Genomic DNA, 23,117 nt, shown 5'->3' on the forward strand with positions numbered 1-23,117 from the left:
AGGGGCCACCGGTCCATGAGCAAAAGTGCCACGACACAGGCGGCAGCATCCCTGGGCGTGCCCTTACGGTGGGTGGGCCCGGGCGCCGTCACGGTGCTGGCCCTGGCCTACGGCATCTTCTGGTACTTCGCGCGTCCGGACGGTGAACCCGTCCTCCGCCATGTGGGCCAGCTGTTCGGCGGCGAATCCGTGTTGCTGTACTCCATCGCCCTGGTCCTGGTCAGCACCCTCCCGCACGTTGAACCGGTGTTCGGGGGCATAGACCATGCTGCCATCTGGCACCGCAGGGCTGCTGTCGCGGCCACCGTCCTGTTGTTGCCGCACATAGAACTTGCGTCCAATCCGGAGGCAACCAGCGTGGGAAAGACCCTGGCAGTGGTGGCCATTTCCGGCCTTGCCGCGCTGGTGGTGTGGGCGGTGCTGCCGCGGTGGCGGACCATGTTGCCGGCGCCGGTCCGCCGCGTGGTGCTCGCCGCGCTGCAGACAAAGATGGCCGGCCTGGTGGTGCGGCTGCTGGGTGGCTATGAGCGGTGGCGCGGGTTCCACCGCCTTACGGGGCTGTTCGTGGCGTGTGGCTTCCTCCACGGACTGTTGGACGCCAGTGCGTTTGAGGCAGCGCCCGCCCTTAGGTGGAGCTACGTGGCCATCGGCGGAACTGGGCTGGCTTTCTACGCCTACCGGGAGCTGCTCTCACGCCGATTCCTGCCGCATCACGATTACCAGGTATCGGGGGTCCGCCCGGTTGCGCCGGACCTGGTGGAGGTGGCGCTTCGCCCCCTGGGCCGCCCCCTGGCCTTCAAGCCTGGCCAGTTCGCCATGATCTACCTGGAAACTGCGGACGGCTGGCAGCGTCACCCCTTCTCCATTTCCGGGCCTGCGCGGGAAGGCGGGATCAGCATCACCGTCAAAGCGCTGGGTGACCACACCACACGGCTGCCCGACGTGGTGCAGCCGGGCATGCCTGCCGTGGTGGGCGGCCCCTATGGCCGCTTCGACCGGCACAGGGGTACCGGGCACCAGGTCTGGGTCGCCGGCGGGGTGGGGATCACTCCGTTCCTCAGCTGGCTCCGTTCCCTGGACTCAGAGCCGGGGGGACTGGAAGAGGACGTCCACCTATTTGTGACCTCTGCGGGTCCGTCGCCTTTCGCCGAAGAAATTACCGCCATCGCCGGGAGGCATCCCCGGCTAAGGGTCCACCTTGTCGATACTGAAAGGGACGGGCGGCTTACCGTGGACGCGGTCATCGCGGCGGTGGCCACAGACCCACGCAAGCTGTCGGTCTTCATGGGCGGACCCGACGCCATGCTGCGCCAGTTCCGTCAAGCGTTCCGGGCAGCCGGTGTCCGCCGTCTCAACATCCACCGGGAGTATTTCCAGTGGCGGTAATGCGGACTGCTTTGGCTTAGCGGGGCCGGCGGGCGGCGTTTTCCCGTGCCAGGACAGCGTACGCGTCGTCGGGAGTGCCGGGGGAGAAGCTGCCGAACTTGCGCTCGGCGGCCGTGCGGATCAGGAAGTCGGCGATGGCAGGGTTTTTGGGAAGGAGCGAACCGTGCAGGTAGCTGGCAACGATGTTCCGGTAGCGTGCGCCCTCATGGCCGTCGCTGCTGTTGTTCCCGGTGCCCTTGGCCACGGTGCCAAGCGGCCGCACACCGCTGCCCAGCGTGGTTTGGCCGCTGTGGTTTTCGTAGCCCAGGACTTCGCCGAACTCGGTGGTCGAGACTTTGACGTTGCCGATCAGGCGTTCATCGGTGCCCTGGGTCTCAACGTCCAGGACGCCGATGCCGGGGATGACGGTGCCGGTCCGTGTTTTGAAGAACCGGCCAAAAAGTTGGTACAGGCCGCAGATGACCAGCATGGGCGTACCGTCCTCGGCCAACTCCTTCAAGTGTCCGGCCCGGGCCTGCAGGTCGTCCTGGATGACCAGTTGGCCACTGTCCTGCCCGCCGCCGCCAACAATGATGTCCACATCCTCGGGGAAAGGATCGCCCACGTTGTATTCGAGCAGCTCCGGGGTGTAGCCGTGCCACTGGATGCGGCGCTGCAGGACCAGCGCATTGCCCCAGTCGCCGTAGATGTTCATATCCCGTGGGTACAGCTGGACCACGCGGAGGGTGCCCTTGGACGGGGTGGGGGCTTCCGTTGCTTCTGCCGGACTCACGAGACGACCTCCACGGTGGTGATTTTGGACAGCTCGCGGCGGATGGCAAGCATGGCGGTGTAGGTACAGAAGATCCGCTTGGGTTTGCCCTGCCCTTCCCGGATGAAGGCGGCGAGGGCGGCCGTGATATCGGTGTCCACGGCGCCGACGGGCACTTCGTCGTATTGCAGCCGCAGGGCCATATCGTAGGCCCGCGAACCGGTCAGCAGCTCCACTCCGCCGTCGCGGAGTGAATCGAATTCCACATCCCAGAGCCACGACATGTCCCGGCCGTCCGCGTAGTTGTCGTTAATCGCGATCATGGTGGCGTAGCCGCTTGCGGGAAAGGACTTCAACCCCAGCCGGAAGCCGCTGGGATTCTTGACCAGCACCAGGTCCAGGGGCTGGCCGTCCACGGTCAGGCTCTCGCCGCGGCCAAAAGCAGGAGCCACCTGGGACAGCGACTGCAGGAGGGTCTCGTGGTTTGCGGTGGCAGCACCGCCGCCGCAAATGCTGCGGGCGAGTGTGAGGGCGGCGGCTGCGTTGAAGATGTTGTACACGCCGCGCAGCTTCATCGCCGTGGTGACCGTACCGCCGTCGTACTCAAACCCGGCGCTGTCCGCGCCCACGGTGCGGAGGACGACGTCGGCCTGCGGCTTGGCGGGCAGGCCCGCCGGGGCGGGGCTGCCGGGAGTGGCGCGCATGTCATCGTCATTGGGGAAGGTGCCCAGCAGGGAATCGTCGAGGCCGAAGTACTTGACGTCCTGTCCGGTCAGCGTGTCAGCGATCCTGGCAACCCGCGGGTCTTCGCGGTTCAGGACCACCGTTCCCGTGGTTTTGGCGGCGATGTGCTGAAGGAGTTGCGCGGTCTTGTCGATCTCGCCAAAGCGGTCCAGCTGGTCGCGAAGCACATTGAGGAGCAGGCAGTAGCGCGGCGGCACGCTGTTGACGAAATGGACGGCGTGGGCCTCGTCAAGTTCCAGGACCGCAATGTCCGCGTCCAGCCTGCCGCGCCAGTCCACTTCGCCCAGGAGGGCCGCTGCCACGCCCCGGGTGAAGTTGCTGCCCGTCCGGTTGGTGAACACCTTCAGGCCCTGGCTTTCCAGCAGTTCAACCACCATCTTGGTGGTGGTGGTCTTGCCGTTGGTACCGCTGACCACAGCCACGCCGTGGGGCAGGGTGGTGAGGGTCCGCCGCATAAAACCGGGGTCGATTTTTTCCACCACCAGGCCTGGAAGTGCGGAGCCGCCGCCGCGCAGCCGGGAGACCCTGCGGACCAGCTTGCCGAGCGGAACACTGAAGAAGACCATGTTTCGAATATATCCCAGCAGCGGCATGCAACCTTTGCCGGCGGCAGCCCTTCGGCAACAGCCGGAGGGCCGGGACCGTATGCTGGAAGGATGACAAACCCCCCTTCTGCTGATCCTGCGCGCGTGGGCTCGGGCCTGCGGATTGGTGTCCTGGCCCTCCAGGGCGACTTCCGCGAGCACCTGCGCGCCGCGGAAGCCACCGGCGCACAGGGTATCGCCGTCCGCCGGCCGGCTGAGCTGGATGGCCTGGACGGCCTCATCATTCCCGGCGGAGAATCCACCACCATCGATAAACTGGCGCGTGCCTTCGAACTTGCCGGGCCCCTGCGCAAATACATTGCCGATGGCCTGCCCGTCTATGGCTCCTGCGCGGGAATGATCCTGCTGGCCGCAGACATCGCGGATCCTGCCACTGACTTGTCCGGGGCACCGCAGCAGACCTTCGGCGGTCTGGACATCACCGTCCGCCGCAACGCTTTTGGCCGGCAACGGGAGTCCTTTGAAACCGATCTTGACTTCAAGGGACTGGAGTTCAGCGCCACCGCGTCCGGCGTGGAACCCGTGCACGCCGTCTTTATCCGCGGACCCTGGGTGGAGCGGGTGGGCCCGGGCGTGGAAGTCCTGGCCCAGGTGGAGCCGGCGGAACCCGGCCAGGCGTCGCACGCCGCATCGCTTCCCGGGACGGCTAGAATTGTGGCAGTGCGTTCCGGCCAGCTGCTGGCCACCTCCTTCCATCCGGAAGTGACTGGCGAAAAACGCGTACATGAACTTTTTATCCGCATGATCAGAGGAGAAGCGTAAAGCATGTCAGGCCACTCCAAATGGGCAACGACCAAGCACAAAAAGGCGATCATTGACAGCCGCCGCGCAAAGTCGTTTGCCAAGCTGATCAAGAACATCGAAGTTGCCGCCCGGATGGGCGGACCGGACCTCGCCGGCAACCCCGGCCTTGAACTGGCCGTCACCAAGGCCAAGAAGACCTCGGTCCCCAACGACAACATCGATCGCGCCATTAAGCGCGGCGCCGGGCTCACCGGCGAGGTAGTGGACTACACCGAGATTATGTACGAGGCCCGCGGTCCCCAGGGCTCGGCCCTGCTGATCGAGTGCCTTACGGACAACAAGAACCGCGCGGCCTCCGAGGTCCGCCTGGCCATCTCCCGCAACGGCGGCACCATTGCCGACCCCGGCTCCGTGAGCTACCTCTTCACCCGCAAGGGCGTGGTGAACCTGCCCAAGAACGGCCTGAGCGAGGACGACGTCCTGATGGCCGTCCTGGATGCAGGTGCGGAAGAAGTCAAGGACAACGGCGAGACCTTCGAGATCCACTCGGAACCCGGGGACCTGCAGGCCATCCGTGAAGCGCTGGCGGAAGCCGGCATTGAATACGACACGGATGAAGTCGAGTTCGTCCCCTCCATGCAGGTGGAACTCGACGTCGACGGCGCCCGCAAGTTCCTGAAGCTTGCCGACGCGCTGGAAGAGCTCGACGACGTCCAGAACGTCTACAGCAACGCCGACCTCAGCGACGACGTCCAGGCCGCCCTGGAATCCGAGTGACGTCCGGCTTTGCCAACTAGACCGCCGCGGGACGTGAGGCCGGGCCTGCCCGCTCCGGGGACGCACGCGTGACGCTCCGCGTCCTGGGCGTTGATCCCGGCCTCACCCGCTGCGGCATCGGCGTGGTGGATGTTGAACGCAACCGCCGGGCCAGCATGGTGGCGGTGGGGGTCGTGGGCACGTCCCCGGATGAGAGCCTTGACCGCCGACTGCTGGTGATCGCCACAGCCATCGATGAGTGGCTGGACCGTTACGAACCGCACGTCCTCGCCGTCGAACGCGTCTTCTCCCAGCTCAACGTCAGCACAGTGATGGGCGTCGCCCAGGCGTCCGGCGTGGTGATCGCTGCGGCGGCACGCCGGGGAATCCCGGTGGCGCTGCACACGCCGTCGGAAGTCAAAGCGGCGGTGACCGGAAGCGGAACCTCCAACAAGGATGCCGTCACCAAACTGGTCACCAAAATTCTCCGCCTTGACGCCCCGCCCCGCCCGGCCGACGCGGCCGATGCGCTGGCGCTGGCCATTACCCATGCATGGCGGGCCGGAAGCGGTGCGGCCGTTGCCACCACCGGTCCCGGCAGTTCATCCCTCACGCCGGCCCAGCGGGCGTGGGCGGAAGCAGAGGCAAAAGCGCGCCGTGCACGCTGATTGTCCCTGCTGCTTGCTAGGGTATTCGTAGATATGTTCGGATAGCCGGGCCCTCATCCATGAGGCCGGCGGTACAACGGGAGCCCGGCCTTGATCAGTTTCCTCCGCGGAACCGTAGCGCACGTAGGCCTGTCCACGGCCGTGATTGACCTCAACGGTGCGGGGATGAGTGTCAACGCCACACCGCAGACGCTCAGCCGGCTGCACGTGGGTGAACAGGGCCAGCTGTTCACGTCACTGATTGTCCGCGAGGATTCGCTGACCCTTTTCGGTTTCGCTTCCGACGATGAGCGGGAAGTGTTCGACATCCTCCTGAGCGTCAGCGGCGTCGGTCCTCGGCTTGCCCTCGCCGTCCTGGCAGTCCACGACCCCGAGGCCATCAGGGTGGCGGCGCATACCGGGGACAGCAAGACCTTCACCAAGGTTCCCGGCATCGGGCCCAAGGTGGCCGGAAGGATCGTGCTGGAGCTGGCCGGAAAGCTCGTCCCGCACGGCACCCCGGCGGCCGCAGGTGCCGCAACGCCCGCCGAGGCCGCCTGGAAGCCCCAGGTGGTGGCGGCGATGACCAGCCTGGGCTGGTCCGAGAAGGATGCCTCCGCCAGCATCGAGAAAGCCCTCGCCGATGATCCGGAAGTTTCCTTCCGGGGCAACGTGCCGGAAATCCTGCGGACCACGCTGCGGTGGCTTGGCCAGGACGGCGCACGGGCCGGCAACCGCGTAGGCACCCGTGGCTGAACCTTCGCTGGTCGCAGCAGGGGAGGAGCCGGAGGAACGCGCTATTGAAGCGGCGCTGCGGCCCAAGAACCTGGATGACTTTGTTGGCCAGCACCGGGTGCGCAAGCAGCTGTCGCTGGTGCTGCAGGCCTCCCGGATGCGGGGGCGCACGGCGGACCACGTGCTGTTCTCCGGGCCGCCGGGCCTGGGTAAGACGACACTTGCCATGATCGTGGCAGCGGAGATGAACGCGCCGCTGCGCCTCAGCAGCGGGCCCGCCATCCAGCACGCCGGCGACCTTGCCGCCATCCTGTCATCGCTGTCCGAAGGCGAGGTCCTGTTCCTCGACGAGATCCACCGCATGTCCCGCCCGGCCGAGGAAATGCTGTACATGGCCATGGAGGATTTCCGCGTTGACATCGTGGTGGGCAAGGGTGCCGGCGCCACTGCCATTCCGCTGGAACTGCCCCCGTTCACACTGGTGGGCGCCACCACCCGCGCCGGGCTCCTCCCCGGACCCCTGCGTGACCGCTTCGGCTTTACCGGGCATCTCGAGTTCTACTCCGTCGCGGAACTGGAACTGGTCCTGCGGCGTTCCGCAGGCCTGCTGGACCTGAAGGTCAACTCCGCCGGATTCGCCGAGATCGCCGGCCGTTCGCGCGGCACGCCCCGTATCGCCAACCGGCTGCTGCGCAGGGTCCGCGACTGGGCGCTGGTGCACGGCGTGGAACAAATTGACGCCAGGACCGCCTCCGCGGCCCTTGATATGTATGAGGTGGACAAGAAGGGGCTGGACCGGCTGGACCGCGCCGTCCTTGATGCCCTTATCACCAAGTTCGGCGGCGGACCGGTAGGCCTTTCCACCCTGGCCATTGCCGTGGGCGAGGAAACGGAAACCGTCGAAACCGTAGCCGAACCCTTCCTGGTCCGCGAGGGCCTCCTCGGCCGGACACCGCGCGGCAGGATTGCCATGGCGCCGGCCTGGACGCATCTGGGGTACGCCATTCCGTCCGGCGTTTTTGCCCAGGAGCAACTGGACCTTTTTGAGCCCGGCGGGGACGCCCCAGTGGCGGGGGACTGGGCCCCGGAGAGCCAATAGCAGGCTCCGCCCAGCTTTTCCCTTTAGACTGGTCTGACGCCCGGCACGTTCGGGTCTTTGTTTCGCGGGCGGCCCCGACGCCCCCGCCGCTTGGGGAAGGAACGTCAGGCTTCCTGCCTGCGCCGCCACCACCCCGGCTGAAGCGAAGCCGACGTCGCTGGAAAACCAGCAGCACCACGCAAAAGAACGGAATTCCCCCTTGGATCCAATGTCAATTCTCCTGTTCGTCATGCTCGGCGTCTTCATCTTCATGATGTTCCGCCGCAACAAGAAGACGCAGCAGCAGCAGGCAGAGCTCCAGTCGAAGTTTGCCCCGGGCGTGGAGGTCATGACCAGCTTTGGCCTTTTCGGCCGGATCGTGGACATCGACGACGCCGACAACAAGGTCACCCTTGAACTTTCCCCCGGCAACCTGGCCACTGTTCACCGCCAGGCGGTCACCAAGGTTGTAGAGCCTGCCCTGGAACCCGCTGCCGAGCCCGCCGACGCTTCGCCGGTAGTGCCGGATGACGCATCCTCGCTGACCGCCACCGAAGCCGGCAGCACCGCCATGGGCACCGAGACTCCGGAAGAAACCCTGAAGCGCCTCAACGACGAGGGCAAGAAGGACAGCTAGGCCCGCGGCCGCTTTCCTCCCTCTACCGCTGCGGACAACCGCCGGCGCAGGCCACAGCCCGTGCCGGCGGTTCTTCCGCGAATAAGAGAAAGATCGACAATGGCACGAACTGGCCGCAAGAAACCGGGACTCCGCGTCCTGGTCTGGCTTGGCGTACTCCTGGCAGCGCTCACGGCCGTCCTGGCCGGCGGCACCGTCGCCGGGCAGGCCAGCTGGGCTCCGAAACTTGCCCTGGACCTTGAGGGTGGCACCCAGATGATCCTGGCGCCGAAGGTGGAGGGCGGTTCGGACATTAACGAACAGCAGCTCAACCAGGCCGTGGCAATCATCCGCCAGCGCGTTGACGGCTCCGGCGTCTCCGAAGCGGAAATCAGCACCCAGTCCGGGCGCAACGTGGTGGTCAGCCTTCCCGGCACGCCGTCCGCCGAAACCCGGAACCTCATCCAGGCATCCGCGGACATGAACTTCCGCCCCGTCCTCCTCAACGGCGACGGCGCCGCAGTGCCGCCGGAATCGCAGACCCCTGAGGACCAGCTGCCCAAACCTACGGCTGAGCCGGCCAACAGCAGCGACACCAACTGGATCACCCCGGAGATCTACAAGCAGTTCGAAGCGCTGGACTGCAACAGCCCGGCGGCCGAGAAATCCCAGCGGTCGGATCCCACCAAGCCCCTGGTCACCTGCGAGCCTGCCACCGACAAGTCCCCGGCCATCAAGTACATCCTGGGGCCTGTGGAGGTGAAGGGCAGCAACATCGTCACCTCGTCCTTCCAGCTGCAGCAGGGCGCCCAGGGTGCCGTGACCAATGACTGGGCGGTCAACATCCAGTTCGACGCCGAGGGCACGGCCAAGTTCAAGGACGTTACCCAGCGCTTGAACCAGTTCTACGTGGCCGCCGGCGGCGAGTCAGGCACCGACCCCAAGTCCCAGTTCGCCATTGTGCTGGACGACCAGGTCATCTCCGCTCCACGGTCACTGGCTGTGATCACCGATGGGCGTCCGCAGATCACCGGCGGCTTCACGGAGCAGACAGCCAAGGCGCTGTCAGACCAGTTGAAGTTTGGTGCCCTTCCCATCAGCTTTGACATCCAGAGCGAACAGCAGATTTCCGCCACGCTCGGTGGCGAACAGCTGCGCATGGGGCTGCTGGCGGGCCTGATCGGGCTTCTCCTTGTGGTTGTCTATTCGCTGTTCCAGTACCGCGCCCTGGGCTTCGTCACCATTGCCTCGCTGGTGGTGGCCGGCGCCCTGACATACCTCGCCATCGCCATCCTGGGCTGGACGGAGAACTACCGACTGTCCCTGGCAGGCGTTGCAGGCATCATCGTGGCCATCGGCCAGACCGCCGACTCCTTCATCGTGTACTTCGAACGCATCCGCGACGAACTGCGTGAAGGGCGCGGCCTGGTGTCCGCCGTCGAAAACGGCTGGAAGCGTGCCAAGCGCACCGTCCTGGCCTCCAAGGCCGTCAACCTCCTGGCCGCATTGGTCCTGTACTTCGTGGCAGTTGGCAACGTCCGTGGCTTTGCGTTCACGTTGGGCCTGACTGCCATCGCGGACCTCATCGTCGTGTTCATGTTCACCCACCCCACGCTGCAGCTGCTGGCGCGCACCCGCTTCTTCGGTGAAGGCCACAAGTTCTCCGGCCTGGATCCCGAACGGCTGGGCGCCGTACCCCTGTACCGCGGGGCCGGCCGTGTCCGCACTCCCGAGGACAAGCCCGTGGTGGTCCGCAGCAAGAACGCCGGGGCAGCAGCCGAGGCAGAGCGCCGCATGACCATCGCCGAACGGCGCCTGGCAGAAAAGCAGGAACAGCTGGCAGGCTCGTCCAAGACCTCCGCGAAGGAGAACAAGTAATGTCAGGCTTCGCTACTTTCGGCAACGAGCTCTACACCGGCAAGCGCTCCTACGACTTCGTTGGCGCCAAGAAACTGTGGTTCATCATCGCTGCGGTGGGGGTGGCGCTGTCCATCATCATTCCGGTGGCCAAGGGCGGCTTCAACCTCGGTATCGAGTTCCGCGGCGGCTCCGAGTTCACTGTCTCGAACGTCAAGACCACGGATGCTTCCATCGGCGAGAAAGCCGTGACGGATGTGGTGGCCGGCAGCGTCCCGCGCGTTGCCAACGTGGCCGGTAACACCATGCGCATACAGACGGACAAGCTCACCGACGACGAGACCCTCCGCATCAAGCAGGGCCTCACCGGCGCCTACGGGGTCACCGACAATGAGGTGACCTCCACGTTCGTGGGCCCCACGTGGGGTGCTGACGTAACCAAGCAGGCGCTGATTGGCCTGGTGGTCTTCGTGCTGCTCGCGGCGGTACTCATGGCCCTCTATTTCCGGACCTGGAAGATGTCCCTTTCGGCACTGGCCGGCATGGCCGTCACCATGTTCATCACGGCAGGGGTGTATGCCCTGAGTGATTTCGAGGTCACGCCGTCGGCCATCATCGGATTCCTGACCGTCCTCAGCTACTCGCTGTACGACACCGTGGTGGTCTTCGACAAAATCCGTGAGAACACCACCGGGATCGACTCGTCCACGCGCCGGACGTTCGGCGAGGAAGTCAACCTTGCCGTCAACCAGACCCTGGTGCGCTCCATCAACACCATGATGGTGGCAATCCTTCCCGTGGGGGCCATCCTGTTCATCGGTGCCGGTCTCCTGGGCGCCGGCACCCTGCGCGACCTTTCCCTGGCGTTGTTTGTCGGGATCCTCATCGGCACTGCCGCAACCATCTTCGTGGCAGCTCCGATGTACGCGTGGCTCCGGCAGGGCGAACCGGACCTGGTCAAGCAGGCACGCCGGGTGGAGCAGCGCCGTGCAGGGTCGGCGGACCGGTCGGCCCCGGCATCACCAGCCAACGCCTGACCGGCCGGTCACAGGCAGCCGAATTTCCCTCAAAAGCCGGGCAACGCACCCTCTGCGTTGCCCGGCTTTTGGCTGTCCGGCTCCGGTTACGGAACTGGCGCCCCGGGGGAATAGACTGGAGTAATTAAACGGTGGTGAGGGGTGCTTCATTGGAAGAACGGTCGGCGTCGGCGCCAACGGCACAGGAAGAAATCAGTCCTGCCGGTGTACAGGCCGGTGCGGGATCTCCAGCGCGCCCCGGCTCCCTGGTCCCTGTTGATAATTCGGGTTCGCGGCCAACCTTTCCCGGCCGGCGGGAACGTACCCGGTCCCGGCTTGCGCGCCTGACCGGCCGCGGGGGCGCCACGTATTCGCCCATCCTCGAGCCGCTGCTGCGCACCGTCCGGGCCAATAACCCCAAAGAGGATTTCGACCTCATCCAGCGCGCCTTCGACGTCGCGGAGCGGAGCCATCGCGGGCAGAAACGCAAGAGCGGTGATCCCTACATCACCCATCCGGTGGCGGTGGCCACCATCCTCGCGGAGCTGGGCCTCAGCGGCACCACCCTCGCGGCGGCCCTGCTCCACGACACCGTGGAGGACACCCCCTACACCCTCGCGGACCTCAAGCGCGATTTCGGCCCGGAAGTGGCCATGCTGGTGGACGGCGTGACCAAACTGGACAAGGTCAGTTTCGGCGAAGCCGCCCAGTCCGAAACCGTCCGCAAGATGGTCGTGGCCATGGCCAAGGACATCCGGGTCCTCATGATCAAGCTCGCCGACCGTCTGCACAACGCCCGCACGTGGCGCTTTGTCTCGGCCGAGTCCTCAGCCCGCAAGGCACGCGAAACCCTGGAAATCTTCGCTCCACTGGCGCACCGCCTGGGCATGAACACCATCAAGTGGGAACTCGAGGACCTGTCCTTCGCCGCCCTCTATCCCAAGGTGTACGAAGAGATTGTCAGGATGGTGGGGGACCGGACCCCCGAGCGGGAAAAGAGCCTGGGCGTTATCCGCGACCAGATCACCGAAGACCTGCGCGCCGCCAAGATCAAGGCCACCATCACCGGCCGGCCCAAGCACTATTACTCCATTTACCAAAAGATGATTGTCCGCGACAAGGATTTCGACGACATCAATGACCTCATGGGTGTCCGTGTCCTGGTGGACTCCGTCCGGGACTGCTACGCCGCCCTGGGCACCATGCATTCGCGCTGGAACCCGCTGCCCGGCAGGTTCAAGGACTACATCGCAATGCCCAAGTTCAACATGTACCAGTCACTGCACACCACCGTGATCGGTCCGGGCGGCAAACCGGTGGAGATCCAGATCCGTACGCACGAGATGCACCGCCGGGCCGAATACGGCGTGGCGGCGCACTGGAAGTACAAGGACCAGCCCAACCGCACCGCGGTGGGCCCCGGAAGCCCCCGCGACGGCGACATGGGCTGGCTGCGCTCCCTGGTGGACTGGCAGCAGGAAACCTCCGATCCCGGGGAGTTCCTTGATTCGCTGCGTTTTGAGATCAACGCCCGCGAGGTCTTCGTGTTCACGCCCAAGGGCGAGGTCATGGCGCTGCCCGCCGGCTCCACCCCCGTGGACTTTGCGTACGCCGTCCACACTGAAGTGGGCCACCGCACCATCGGCGCCAGGGTCAACGGCAAACTGGTCCCGCTCAACAGCGAGTTGAACCACGGCGACTGGGTGGAAATCTTCACCTCCAAGGCAGAAGGCGCCGGACCCAGCCAGGACTGGCAGCACTTCGTCAAGAGCGCCAGGGCGCGGAACAAGATCCGCCAGTGGTTCAGCAAGGAACGCCGCGAAGAGGCGATCGACCGCGGCAAGGAACTCCTGACCCGCGCCATGCGGAAGCAGAACCTGCCGCTGCAGCGGCTCATGACGCACGACGCCCTGGCCGCCGTGGCGGAGGAATTCAAGTACACCGATATCTCCGGCCTCTATGCCGGCGTGGGAGACGGTCACACGTCCGCACAGTCGGTCATGGAGAAGCTGATCGAAAGCCTGGGCGGCAACGAAGGCGCCGATGATGACGTCGAAGAGGTCAGCATCCCCAGCCAGGTCAGCAAGGCCCGATTCTCCGACTCCGGCGTCGTGGTCCGCGGCGTGGGCGACGTTTGGGTGAAGCTTGCCCGCTGCTGCACGCCCGTGCCACCGGACCCCATCCTGGGTTTTGTGACCAGGGGATCCGGCGTTTCCGTGCACCGCACCGACTGCACCAACATCTCGGACCTGAAGGACCAGCCGGACCGGATCGTGGACGTCGACTGGGCGCCCACCCAGTCCAGCGTCTTCCTGGTGGAAATCCAGGTGGAGGCCCTGGACCGCAAGTCATTGCTCTCTGACGTGACGCGGGTCCTCTCCGACAACCACGTCAATATCCTTGCAGCCAGCGTTCACACCTCAACGGACCGGGTAGCCATCTCAAAGTTCGCGTTTGAGATGGGCGACCCCAAGTACCTCAGCCACGTCCTCAGTGCCGTCCGCCGGATCGACGGGGTCTTCGACGTCTACCGGACCACCGGCAACAAGCGCCGGAGCTAGCAGGGCCAGCTTCTCCAGGGCGGCCCTTTTGTGGGGCACCCTGGGTGTTGCTTCAATGGCCCGCACCAGCAGCCGGAGCTGCACGTCCTGCTGCGGGCGGCCCAGCAGGCCGGCGATGGCCGGCACGGCTCGCTCGGTGTCCACGTGCAGGGCGATGTCCAGCGCCGTCCGTAATGGGCTGGAGACCATCAGCCCGCCCAGACTGACGACGTCGAAGGGCCCCAGCTTCACCTCGTGGAGCGTGCAGCCACGCGTATTCCGCAGGCCGGACACCCGCCGCTTTGCGTCCACCAGGAGCGCCATCCTGTCCGGTTCCGCGGCGCAGCCGTAGATCCAGGCTGCCGTCATCCGCCCGGCCACGACGCGTTGCCTGATGGCTGCCGGCACAGCACCGGCAGCTGCCCGTGCCCGCAGCTGCGGCGATGCGGGGGATCCGGGAAGGGTGTAGCCGTGGTGGTGGAGGCGGGCCAGGACCCCGTCGGATGCCAGTGATTGGAGTTCCGGCCAAGCGAAGGGTTTATCCGGCGCGTACAGCTCGGGAAACCGTGGTGGGCCGGACGTTTCTGCGCCGGCAACCGGGCAGCCCTGCCGTGGTACCGGGGCGGAGGAGTCCCTGCCCGGCCGGGCCGCGGAGGAAGTTGATGGTGAGGCCATGCCTCCATCCTGCCCGGGCCGCCGTTAACTGGCACAGGCCCGGCCCTGGTTATGTGGATAACCGGGGCCGGGCCTGTTTGCCTGCCTCAGGGCAGCAAGCTCAGTGCAGGAAACTCAGGACAGCTCGCTGGCCGAACGCTGGATCTGGTCAAGCCAGGCCTGGCGGGCCTCAAGAGCCTCCTGGGCGGCCTTGATCTTGCGCTGATCACCGGTCTGCTCAGCCTTGGCAAGGTCTTCCTGGAGCCCGGCAATAGCGGACTCGAGCTGCGACAACGCGCTGTTGGTGCGTGCCTTCCGCTCCGGGTTGGAGCGCTGCCACTGCTCTTCCTCGGCGTGGCGGACAGCGTCCTCCACCTTCCGGAGGCCGGCTTCAATCCGGCCCATGTCGGCACGGGGTACCTTGCCGGCCTCTTCCCAGCGGTCGCGGACAGACTGCAGCGCCTTCTTGGCGGCAGACAGGTCCTTGATCGGCAGGATGCCGTTGGCTTCGGCCAGCAGCGCTTCCTTCACCGTGAGGTTAGCGGAGTATTCTTGGTCGATCTCGTCGTTGGCAGCCTGGCGCGATGTAAAGAAGACATCCTGCGCGGCACGGAACCGGGCCCACAGTGCGTCATCATCCTTGCGGCTGGCGCGTGGGGACGCTTTCCACTGGTCCATCAGGCGGCGGTACTCTCCGGCGGCGTATCCCCAGTCCGTAGAGGTGGAGAGCGCCTCAGCCTCCGCAATCAGCTTTTCCTTGGCCGCCTTGGCAGCAGAGTTGTTGCTGTCGAGCTGGGAGAAGTAGGCCCGGCGGTGGCGGTCGAAGACCGTCCGGGCTGCCCGGAAGCGCTTCCAGAGGGCGTCCTCATTACTGCGGCCAAGGCGTACGCCGCTCTTCTGCGCCGCTTTCCAGTTCTCGAACAGCTCGTTCATGCGGGCGCTGGAGGTTTTCCACTGCGTCTGGGCGGGGTCCTGCCCGGAAATCTGCTCTGCCTCCGCAACAATGGCCTCGCGCGCTGCAAGCTCGGCGGCGCGGACGGCGTCGTGCTCGGCCTTTTCGGCCTTCTCCAGCTCGGTGATCTGGCCTGCGAGCGTGTCCAGCCGTGCCTCAGCTGCCCGGAGATCGCCTACCATGTTCCGTTCGGCGAGCTGTTCACGCAGGTGTGTGACCGTCTTCTGCATGTCGGTGCTGGGAGCTTTGGAGCTGACGCGCTGTTCGAGGAGGACAACCTGCGCCACGACGTCGTCGTACTTCCGCGCAAAGTAGATCAGCGCTTCATCGCCGCTCACTCCGGGGTACTGTCCCACGGGGTGCTCGCCGCCGTCGATGGTCAGGTAGACGTGACCGTCTCCTTCCACCCGGCCCCACTTGGAGGCCTCGGCAACCGAGGTGCTGGGCGCGGCGGGAACCGGCGACACGGCGGGGGCAGCGGCAGCAGGCTTGGGACGGGATGCGAAAGCAGCCGGCGACGGCGCGGACGGCCGGGGCGCGGGAGCGGCAGGGGTCCCGGCCTGGTCTTCTGCGTCCTGCGCCGGGTGCTCCTCCGCAGTGCCCGTTTCAGCCGTGCCCTGGTCTGCGGCCGGTTCTTCGGCAGCGACTGCCTCTGCGTTCTCCGGTGCCTGCCCGGACTGGTCAGCAGTTGTGGCCGCCTCCTCGGCCTGAGCCGTCTCTTCGGTTACGCCTGTTGCTGTTTCGTCGGATTTCTGACTGTCTGTCACCGCTAAAAGTCTTTCGCTTGGAGGGAAATACTCACGTACTGCACCGTTGCCTTGCGGGCCCGGCTCCTACTTCAGAGAAAACGAGTCTATCGTGACTGGTTGTTTTGGTGCGCCGTCCGTGTCGCTGGCGCCTGGGGTGATGCCGGCGGCAGCGATGTTGGCCACCACATCAAGGCCTGAGGTCACCTTGCCCACCACCGTGTAGCCGCCCGCGGAGTCCGCCGGGATGGCAGTGTCCTTGTAGACAATGAAGAACTGTGTCCCGTTGCCATAGGCGTTGTTGCCGGTTCGGGCCACGGCGATGGTGCCGGCCGGGTACATGTTGTCCGCGGGGGTGTTCTCCAGCGGGCCCCAGGTGTAGTTGGGGTCGCCCTGGCCGTCGCCGTTGGGTGAGCCGCACTGCAGTACGCCGAACTGGTCGGCGGTGGTGAGCCGGTGGCACGTCTTCCCGTTGAAGTAGCCTTCGTCGCTCAGGGACTTGAAGACGGCGGCGGCCTGCGGGGCTTTCGTCCCGTCCACTTCCACCCCGAGGGGGCTGCCGTTCAGGAGCAGTTGACCCGTGAACGTCTTGCCCGCGGCGGTGTCCGCTGCGGGAATGTTCGGGCCGTTGGTTGCGGCGGCGGAGGGCGTTGCGGAGGCTGAGGGCTCTGTCAGTCCTGCCTGCGCGGTGGCGTACTCGTCCTCGGTGGGGTTGCCGGCAAACGCGGTGAGCTGGAGGACGACGGCGAGCACCACGGCGGCAGTTCCGGCGCCGGCGGCGACGAGGTTGTCGCGTTTCCGCCGCTTCTCCTGGTCCCGCCGGAGGTCACGCTTGGCTTCCATCTGCTGGATGCGCCGTTTCGTTTCGCGGGCACTGCGTGGACTGGCCGGCAAGGGTCCTCCTCATCGTCGGGCTGCTGGCGCCCCGCGGTTGGCCGCCGGGCACATGAGTTGGCGGCCATGCTGTAGTGGTCCGACGCATTCGAGATGCACACGGATGACGCATAAACTGGCTGCCGCACATAGTTTATGCATGGCCGGCTGTGCTGCTGCCTTACGCCGTCTTTAAACGGTGTGGCTGCCACTGCGCCGCGCCTTCCATCCCTAAGGAGAACCTTTCCCATGGCACGCAACGCCTCCCTGTCCGGATTCCCCGAGTGGCTTCCCGAGGAGCGGCTGGTGGAGCTGCATGTGCTCGATACCCTGCGCAGGGTCTTTGAACTGCATGGATTTGCGTCCATCGAAACCCGTGCGGTGGAGACCGTGGGACAGCTGCTCCGCAAGGGGGAGATCGACAAGGAAGTGTATGGACTCAGCCGGCTCCAGGACGATGAGGGCGAGAACCCGGTCAAGGGCGGCAAGGCCGATCCCAACGCACTGGCCCTGCATTTTGACCTGACGGTGCCGTTTGCCCGCTACGTGGTTGAAAACGCCGGTTACCTTGCCTTCCCGTTCCGCCGCTACCAGATCCAGAAAGTGTGGCGCGGCGAGCGGCCGCAGGAGGGGCGTGCCCGCGAGTTCACGCAGGCGGACATCGATGTGGTGGGCGACGGCGATCTGCCGTTCCGGTACGACGTGGAGATTGCGTTGGTCATCGCCGAGGCCCTCAGCGCCCTGCCCATTCCGGATTTCCGCCTCCGGATCAACAACCGGAAACTCGCCGAGGGCTTCTACCGCGGCATTGGGCTCGATGACACCGCCGGGGTGCTGCGCAGCATCGATAAACTCGAGAAGATCGGTCCCGCCAAGGTGGCCGAGCTGCTGAAGTCAGAGCTGGGCGCGTCCGACGACCAGGCTGCCAAAGCCCTGCAGCTTGCGGCCATCCGCACCGATGACACGTCCTTCGTGGGGCAGGTCCGGGCGCTGGGCGTCAGCAACGAGCTCCTGGACGAAGGCCTGTACGAGCTGGAGCAGGTCATCGATGCCGCCGTACAGCGCGCTCCCGGCAAGGTCCTGGCCGACCTCAGCATTGCCCGCGGCCTGGATTACTACACCGGTACCGTGGTGGAAACCGTGCTGGTGGGCCACGAACAGCTTGGGTCCATCTGCTCCGGCGGCCGCTACGACGCACTGGCCTCCAAGGGCAACCGCAAATTCCCCGGCGTGGGGCTGTCCATCGGCGTGACCCGCCTGGTATCCCGCATCCTGAGCCAGGACCTTGCCAGGGCTTCCCGTTCGGTTCCCACCGCGGTGCTGGTGGCCCTGAACCAGGACGACAGCTGGGGAGCGGCCCAGGACGTTGCCGCCCTGCTGCGCAGCCGCGGAATTCCAACCGAAGTAGCGGCCAAGGCGGAGAAGTTCGGCAAGCAGATCAAGTTCGCGGACCGGCGGGGGATCCCGTTCGTCTGGTTCACCGACGACGACGGCACGCACCAGGTGAAGGACATCCGCACCGGTGAGCAGGTGCTTGCTGCACCGGAAACCTGGATGCCGCCGGTCGAGGACCTCACGGTGCAGGTTGAAACAACGGCGCCGGCTGCTGCCCCGGTCCAGCCCGGGAACTGAAGCCCCGGGAGGTCAGGGCCTGGACTGGTGCCGCCGGAAGCGCAGCACCAGCCAGCGCCCTGCCATCCCCGCAGCCAGCACCGCGGCCATGGTCAGGACGGACGCCGGCGGCAGCGTGAAGGCAAGGAAGACGCAGCCGAGGAACCCCACCACATTCAGCCAGCGGGGGGCGTACCCGGGATGGGCCGTCAGGGTGAACGCGGACGCATTCGCCACGGCGTAGTAGACCAGCACGCCGAAGCTTGAAAAGCCCACCACGGTGATCACGTTGGTGGTCAGCAGGAGCACGATGACGACGCCGGCCACGGCGAGTTCGGCCACGTAAGGAACCGTGTGGGCGCCGCCCACTTTTGCCAACGGACCCGGAAGATCGCGTTCCCTTGCCATGGCCAGCGTGGTCCGGCCCACCCCCGTAATCAGTGCCAGGAGGGCGCCGAGGCATGCGGCGGCAGCGCCCGCCTGCACCAGCGGGGCGGCCGCTCCCAGGCGGGAGTCCACCACTGCGTCAAGCAGCGGGGCTCCGGAGGCGGAAAGCCGCTCCCCGAGGTGGTTCAGCAGGAGCACGGCCAGCAGCAGGTAAATGGCAAACGCCGCTGCCAGCGCAGCCAGGATGGCCCGGGGAATGGCCTGGGTGGGGTTCTTGACCTCTTCGCCCAACGTGGCAATGCGGGCGTAGCCGGCAAAGGCGAAGAACATGAGTCCCGCCGCCGGCAGGACCCCTGCGGGATTGCCCGACGGCGTCCCGGCCTGCGCCGCCCCGGCGTGCGGGCCCAGCACAGCGGCGATGGCAACGAACACCAGCGTGGCCAGGACCATGCACAGCAGGATCCGTGTCAGCAGCGCGGTGCGGGTAATGCCGAGCAGGTTGACGCCGGTCAGGGCCACCACGGCAGCCACCGCCACCGGGACCGCGTAACCGCTCGCAACATAGCTGCCGAACGTCAATGCCATGGCCGCGCAGGACGCCGTCTTGCCCGTCACGAACCCCCAGCCGGCCAGGAAGCCCGGCCACTCGCCGAGCTGCTTCCGGCCGTACACGTAGGTACCCCCGCTGGTGGGGTAGGTGGCGGCGAGGGCCGCAGAGGCAACGGCGTTGCAGTACGCCACCACCCCCGCGATGAGCACAGACAGGACCAGCAGATTCCCCGCCAGTGCCGCAGCCGGAGCGAAGACGACGAACACACCCGCGCCCAGCATGGACCCGAGCCCGATCGCGGTGGCATCGAAGGTTCCCAGCCTGCGCTCCAGCTGCTGTGGGTCGCTCATGCGGTGGCAGTACCTTTCCAACGGGTAAACTCGGACGGGATCGTTCCCGCAACGATCATATTTAGACTTCCCACTGTTTTCCCGCAGAAAGGCGTGCTGTGCTGCGCACACATGACCTCGGATCACTTCGTTCCGAGCACATTGGACAAACCGTAACCCTGGCCGGCTGGGTGGGCCGCCGTCGTGACCACGGTGGTGTCGCATTCGTGGACCTGCGCGACGCGTCCGGCGTCGCCCAGGTCGTCGTCCGCGAGGAAGAGGTTTTCCACGGCCTGCGCAACGAGTACGTCCTGCAGGTCACGGGCACCGTGTCCAAGCGGCCCGAAGGCAACGAGAACCCGGCGCTGGCCACCGGCGCAATCGAGGTCATCGCCGAGACGGTCACCGTCCTGAACACCTCCGACCCCCTGCCGTTCCAAATCGACGAGCACGTCGAGGTCGGCGAGGAAGCCCGCCTGAAGCACCGCTACCTGGACCTGCGCCGCCCCGGCCCCGCCCGCAACCTGCGCCTGCGCTCCGAGGCGAACCGGGTAGCCCGCGAGCTGCTGCACGGTGAAGGCTTCGTCGAGATCGAAACCCCGACGCTCACCCGTTCCACGCCGGAAGGCGCCCGCGACTTCGTTGTCCCCGCACGCCTGGCGCCCGGCTCCTGGTACGCGCTGCCGCAGTCGCCGCAGCTGTTCAAGCAGCTGCTGCAGGTCGGCGGCTTCGAGAAGTACTACCAGATCGCCCGCTGCTACCGTGACGAGGACTTCCGCGCGGACCGCCAGCCGGAGTTCACCCAGCTGGACATCGAGGCCAGCTTCGTCGAGCAGGAAGACATCATCAGCCTCGGCGAGGGCATCGTGAAGGCGCTCTGGAAGCTGATCGACGTCGAGATCCCGACGCCCATCCAGCGCATCACCTACAACGACGCGATGGCACGCTACGGCTCGGACAAGCCGGACCTGCGCTTCGGCCAGGAGCTGACCGAACTGACGGAGTTCTTCAAGGACACCAGCTTCGGCGTCTTCAAGGCCCCTTACGTCGGTGCGGTCGTCATGCCCGGCGGGGCCTCCCAGCCTCGCCGCACCCTGGACGGCTGGCAGGAATGGGCCAAGCAGCGCGGTGCCAAGGGCCTGGCCTACGTGCTCTTCAAGGAAGACGGCGAGCTCGCCGGCCCGGTGGCCAAGAACCTCAACGAGACCGAACGGGCCGGTTTGGCCGACGCTGTCGGCGCCAAGCCCGGCGACTGCATCTTCTTCGCCGCCGGCGAGAAGACCCCGTCCCGGGCGCTGCTCGGCGCCGCCCGCGTGGAGATCGGCCACCGCACCGGCCTGATCAACCCGGCCGATTGGGCCTTCTGCTGGGTGGTTGACGCCCCGATGTTCGAGCCCGCCGCGGCCGCCGTGGCCTCAGGTGACGTCGCCGTCGGCGGCGGCCAGTGGACCGCAGTGCACCACGCGTTCACCTCGCCCAAACCCGAATTCATGGACACGTTCGACACCGACCCGGAGACGGCGCTGGCCTACGCCTACGACATCGTCTGCAACGGCAACGAAATCGGCGGCGGCTCCATCCGTATCCACCAGGGCGACGTGCAGGAGCGCGTCTTCAAGGTCATGGGCCTCTCGCACGAGGACGCGCAGGAGAAGTTCGGCTTCCTGCTCGAGGGCTTCAAGTTCGGCGCGCCCCCGCACGGCGGCATCGCGTTCGGCTGGGACCGCGTGGTGGCACTGCTCTCCGGTGTCGAGTCCATCCGCGACGTCATCGCCTTCCCGAAGACCGGCAACGGCTATGACCCGCTGACCGCCGCGCCGGCGCCCATCACGCCGCAGCAGCGCAAGGAGGCCGGGGTCGACTTCAAGCCAGAAGCCAAGAAGGCCGAGGCCCCGAAGAACGACGGCGCCAAGTAGCTTTTGGGTCTCAACAGCAGCGGTTTCCCGGGTCTCCGGGGAGCCGCTGCTGCTTTTCCGCAAGTAGACGTCAGGGGTGGCCGTGATGCCGCCGGGAGGAGAGCGGGGATGCCGGAGCTTGTACCGCGGCTGGAGTCGTTGATGGACGCTGCCTGGCCCGCACTGGAACGCCACGATGCCGGCGACTGGATACTTCGGGCGGCCGTGGGGGTGACCCAGCGGGCCAACTCCGTCTGGCCCCGGGAACCGGGGGAGGACCCGGAGGCGCTGCGCCGGAGCCTGGCCGGGGCCCGGCGCTGGTACCGGGACCGCCGCCTGCCGCTGATCTTCCAGGTATTCGACGGGGCCGGCTACGCGCCGCTGAACGCCTTCCTCGACGCCGAGGGCTTCACCCGGCAGTCCGAGACGCTCATCCTGTCCCTTGTGCTTGCTGGCAGCGCGGCGGACGGGGGTTCGGGGGCCGCTCCGACGGCGGGGGTAGAGGTGCTGCCCCACCCATCGGAGGAATGGCTGCGGGTCTGGTGGGAGGTGGACGGCCGTGGCGGGGACGACGCCCTGGCCGTCGCCGGCGAGATCCTTCGGGGCTGCCCGTCACTGTACGCCCTGGTGCGGGACGGCGATGGCCGGGCCGCCGCCGTCGGGCGCCTTGCCCTTCCCGCAGGCAGCGCGCACGGCATGGCCACCCTGCCGGCAGCGCGCCGCCGGGGCTTCGCCTCCGCGATCCTCCAGTCCCTGCTTCAGGCCGGCGACGCGCGGGGAGTGGACGGCTTCTGGCTGCTGGTCACGGCGGCCAACCACGGCGCACAGGAGCTGTACGCCCAGGCCGGCTTCCGCGAAACCGGCCGCTACCTTTACCGGCAGGAACGCCCGCGGCGGGGCCTCACCGGCTGCTGAGAATCCAGGACGGCGGGCTAGGCCGCCGGATCCGTCACCGTGATCCGCACCGAGCAGGCATCTGCGGCGGCTTTCTTCACCACGGCGGCCCGGGGCTCGGCCGTGTCCAGGTAGGGCAGGCGAGGCAGGCGCGCGTAATCACGCAGGACGGGTTCCTGGAGGACCAGGTCAGCCAGGGCGCGGTCGCCAGCAGGCACCAGGTATTCAAAGTCTGTTGAGCGGAACACGTCCGCCGCCTGCTGGGCAACAGCCGCCACCAGGGCATCGGCCTGGTTGGACCGGCGGCGGGCGAAACGCTGCTGGGACTGGCCGCCGGCAGCAGTCCGGGACTGGACGTACCGGGTGCCTGCCTTGGACGCCAGGAGCACTCCTTCACTTGCCACTCCCAGCCCGTAGCCGCCCCGCCGCACCAGCAGCAACCCCAGCCGGCGCGGCTGGGAGGCAAGTGCGGCCAGCCGCTCCAGGGGTCCTGCGCCGCGGCCCGGACGTCCATCAGCCGGCCATGGCGCCTGCAGGAGCGCCACAGTGCCGTCTGCCGCTGCGAGCCGCAGGCCGTCATCGCCATCCTGCAGCACATAGCCGCCGTGGGAGGCGCCGAAGCGTTCCGCCCATCCCACCAGACGTGGCCCGGATACGAAGGCCGTCCGTACGGAGGGAGCTGCGCCGGGCGGGCTTTGGGCGGGCATGGTGGTTCCTTCGGGGGGGGGGGTGGGAAAAGCGCGTGGTGGAC

General features: G+C 66.7%; 20 protein-coding genes. 13 read left to right on the plus strand and 7 right to left on the minus strand.

Annotated features, from left to right (window positions below):
• Positions 1-15: 15 nt before the first annotated feature.
• Entirely contained in the window at positions 16-1,386 is a 1,371-nt protein-coding gene (locus tag HNO81_RS16760; RefSeq protein ID WP_175319236.1) for a hypothetical protein, read from the plus strand.
• A gap of 16 nt (positions 1,387-1,402) precedes the next feature.
• Here the strand turns inward: HNO81_RS16760 and HNO81_RS16765 are convergent, their stop codons facing one another.
• A complete protein-coding gene (locus HNO81_RS16765; protein ID WP_175319237.1) occupies positions 1,403-2,158 on the minus strand; it encodes a glutamine amidotransferase in 756 nt (251 codons plus the stop codon).
• A complete protein-coding gene (locus HNO81_RS16770) occupies positions 2,155-3,447 on the minus strand; it encodes a Mur ligase family protein (RefSeq protein ID WP_175319238.1) in 1,293 nt (430 codons plus the stop codon). The genes HNO81_RS16765 and HNO81_RS16770 overlap by 4 nt, the downstream gene beginning before the upstream one ends.
• Positions 3,448-3,537: 90 nt before the next feature.
• Between HNO81_RS16770 and pdxT the strand changes: the two genes are divergently transcribed.
• The 9 genes from pdxT to HNO81_RS16815 all read left to right on the plus strand — a co-directional run bounded on the left by pdxT (position 3,538) and on the right by HNO81_RS16815 (position 13,496).
• Positions 3,538-4,248 carry a pyridoxal 5'-phosphate synthase glutaminase subunit PdxT gene (gene pdxT / locus HNO81_RS16775; protein ID WP_175319239.1) on the plus strand — a complete coding sequence of 237 codons (711 nt, stop codon included), beginning with the start codon at positions 3,538-3,540 and terminating at the stop codon, positions 4,246-4,248.
• Between the two features lie 3 nt (positions 4,249-4,251).
• Positions 4,252-5,007, plus strand: coding sequence for a YebC/PmpR family DNA-binding transcriptional regulator (locus tag HNO81_RS16780; protein ID WP_175319240.1), 756 nt, complete (start codon positions 4,252-4,254; stop codon positions 5,005-5,007).
• Between the two features lie 68 nt (positions 5,008-5,075).
• Entirely contained in the window at positions 5,076-5,654 is a 579-nt protein-coding gene (ruvC, locus tag HNO81_RS16785; protein WP_175319241.1) for a crossover junction endodeoxyribonuclease RuvC, read from the plus strand.
• A 90-nt stretch (positions 5,655-5,744) separates the two neighbouring features.
• Positions 5,745-6,389 (plus strand): Holliday junction branch migration protein RuvA, encoded by a 645-nt coding sequence (ruvA, locus tag HNO81_RS16790; RefSeq protein WP_175319242.1) that lies wholly within the window; start codon positions 5,745-5,747, stop codon positions 6,387-6,389.
• Positions 6,382-7,467 carry a Holliday junction branch migration DNA helicase RuvB gene (gene ruvB / locus HNO81_RS16795; RefSeq protein WP_175319243.1) on the plus strand — a complete coding sequence of 362 codons (1,086 nt, stop codon included), beginning with the start codon at positions 6,382-6,384 and terminating at the stop codon, positions 7,465-7,467. Before ruvA ends, ruvB begins: the two co-directional genes overlap by 8 nt.
• A gap of 208 nt (positions 7,468-7,675) precedes the next feature.
• Positions 7,676-8,083, plus strand: coding sequence for a preprotein translocase subunit YajC (gene yajC, locus HNO81_RS16800; RefSeq protein ID WP_175319244.1), 408 nt, complete (start codon positions 7,676-7,678; stop codon positions 8,081-8,083).
• Between the two features lie 99 nt (positions 8,084-8,182).
• Entirely contained in the window at positions 8,183-9,940 is a 1,758-nt protein-coding gene (gene secD / locus HNO81_RS16805) for a protein translocase subunit SecD (RefSeq protein ID WP_175319245.1), read from the plus strand.
• Positions 9,940-10,956: a protein translocase subunit SecF gene (gene secF / locus HNO81_RS16810; RefSeq protein ID WP_175319246.1), complete on the plus strand. Its 1,017-nt coding sequence runs from the start codon at positions 9,940-9,942 to the stop codon at positions 10,954-10,956. Before secD ends, secF begins: the two co-directional genes overlap by 1 nt.
• Before the next feature lie 149 nt (positions 10,957-11,105).
• The gene (locus HNO81_RS16815) at positions 11,106-13,496 is read left to right on the plus strand and encodes a bifunctional (p)ppGpp synthetase/guanosine-3',5'-bis(diphosphate) 3'-pyrophosphohydrolase (RefSeq protein ID WP_217509528.1); all 2,391 of its coding nucleotides are present in this window, start codon (positions 11,106-11,108) and stop codon (positions 13,494-13,496) included.
• Here HNO81_RS16815 and HNO81_RS16820 read toward each other — a convergent pair.
• The 3 genes from HNO81_RS16820 to HNO81_RS16830 form a co-directional block, all read right to left on the minus strand.
• Positions 13,377-14,150: a type IV toxin-antitoxin system AbiEi family antitoxin gene (locus HNO81_RS16820; protein WP_175319247.1), complete on the minus strand. Its 774-nt coding sequence runs from the start codon at positions 14,148-14,150 to the stop codon at positions 13,377-13,379. The genes HNO81_RS16815 and HNO81_RS16820 overlap by 120 nt on opposite strands.
• A gap of 114 nt (positions 14,151-14,264) precedes the next feature.
• Entirely contained in the window at positions 14,265-15,848 is a 1,584-nt protein-coding gene (locus tag HNO81_RS16825; RefSeq protein WP_175319248.1) for a DUF349 domain-containing protein, read from the minus strand.
• Between the two features lie 66 nt (positions 15,849-15,914).
• Positions 15,915-16,721, minus strand: coding sequence for a peptidylprolyl isomerase (locus HNO81_RS16830; RefSeq protein WP_175319249.1), 807 nt, complete (start codon positions 16,719-16,721; stop codon positions 15,915-15,917).
• A 228-nt stretch (positions 16,722-16,949) separates the two neighbouring features.
• On the opposite strand from HNO81_RS16830, the gene hisS reads away from it, so the two are divergent.
• Positions 16,950-18,332 carry a histidine--tRNA ligase gene (hisS, locus tag HNO81_RS16835; RefSeq protein WP_175319250.1) on the plus strand — a complete coding sequence of 461 codons (1,383 nt, stop codon included), beginning with the start codon at positions 16,950-16,952 and terminating at the stop codon, positions 18,330-18,332.
• Between the two features lie 12 nt (positions 18,333-18,344).
• Here the strand turns inward: hisS and HNO81_RS16840 are convergent, their stop codons facing one another.
• Positions 18,345-19,598, minus strand: a complete 1,254-nt coding sequence (locus tag HNO81_RS16840; RefSeq protein ID WP_175319251.1) for an APC family permease — start codon at positions 19,596-19,598, stop codon at positions 18,345-18,347.
• A 98-nt stretch (positions 19,599-19,696) separates the two neighbouring features.
• On the opposite strand from HNO81_RS16840, the gene aspS reads away from it, so the two are divergent.
• Together aspS and HNO81_RS16850 are read left to right on the plus strand one after the other, a co-directional pair.
• Entirely contained in the window at positions 19,697-21,493 is a 1,797-nt protein-coding gene (gene aspS, locus HNO81_RS16845) for an aspartate--tRNA ligase (RefSeq protein ID WP_175319252.1), read from the plus strand.
• A gap of 108 nt (positions 21,494-21,601) precedes the next feature.
• A complete protein-coding gene (locus tag HNO81_RS16850) occupies positions 21,602-22,387 on the plus strand; it encodes a GNAT family N-acetyltransferase (RefSeq protein ID WP_175319253.1) in 786 nt (261 codons plus the stop codon).
• Between the two features lie 17 nt (positions 22,388-22,404).
• Here the strand turns inward: HNO81_RS16850 and HNO81_RS16855 are convergent, their stop codons facing one another.
• Positions 22,405-23,073 (minus strand): acVLRF1 family peptidyl-tRNA hydrolase, encoded by a 669-nt coding sequence (locus HNO81_RS16855; protein WP_175319254.1) that lies wholly within the window; start codon positions 23,071-23,073, stop codon positions 22,405-22,407.
• Positions 23,074-23,117 lie beyond the last annotated feature (44 nt).

Source organism: Pseudarthrobacter sp. C4D7, assembly GCF_013359725.1.
Classification (GTDB): Bacteria; Actinomycetota; Actinomycetes; order Actinomycetales; family Micrococcaceae; genus Arthrobacter.

What these genes read in the sequence shown, in the direction of transcription:
- HNO81_RS16850 (WP_175319253.1), top strand. Translation starts at nt 21,602, where the DNA reads ATGCCGGAGCTTGTACCGCGGCTGGAGTCGTTGATGGACGCTGCCTGG.
- HNO81_RS16855 (WP_175319254.1), bottom strand. Translation starts at nt 23,073, where the DNA reads ATGCCCGCCCAAAGCCCGCCCGGCGCAGCTCCCTCCGTACGGACGGCC.
- HNO81_RS16770 (WP_175319238.1), bottom strand. Translation starts at nt 3,447, where the DNA reads ATGGTCTTCTTCAGTGTTCCGCTCGGCAAGCTGGTCCGCAGGGTCTCC.
- HNO81_RS16760 (WP_175319236.1), top strand. Translation starts at nt 16, where the DNA reads ATGAGCAAAAGTGCCACGACACAGGCGGCAGCATCCCTGGGCGTGCCC.
- HNO81_RS16840 (WP_175319251.1), bottom strand. Translation starts at nt 19,598, where the DNA reads ATGAGCGACCCACAGCAGCTGGAGCGCAGGCTGGGAACCTTCGATGCC.
- pdxT (WP_175319239.1), top strand. Translation starts at nt 3,538, where the DNA reads ATGACAAACCCCCCTTCTGCTGATCCTGCGCGCGTGGGCTCGGGCCTG.
- secD (WP_175319245.1), top strand. Translation starts at nt 8,183, where the DNA reads ATGGCACGAACTGGCCGCAAGAAACCGGGACTCCGCGTCCTGGTCTGG.
- secF (WP_175319246.1), top strand. Translation starts at nt 9,940, where the DNA reads ATGTCAGGCTTCGCTACTTTCGGCAACGAGCTCTACACCGGCAAGCGC.
- HNO81_RS16820 (WP_175319247.1), bottom strand. Translation starts at nt 14,150, where the DNA reads ATGGCCTCACCATCAACTTCCTCCGCGGCCCGGCCGGGCAGGGACTCC.
- HNO81_RS16780 (WP_175319240.1), top strand. Translation starts at nt 4,252, where the DNA reads ATGTCAGGCCACTCCAAATGGGCAACGACCAAGCACAAAAAGGCGATC.
- yajC (WP_175319244.1), top strand. Translation starts at nt 7,676, where the DNA reads ATGTCAATTCTCCTGTTCGTCATGCTCGGCGTCTTCATCTTCATGATG.
- hisS (WP_175319250.1), top strand. Translation starts at nt 16,950, where the DNA reads ATGGCACGCAACGCCTCCCTGTCCGGATTCCCCGAGTGGCTTCCCGAG.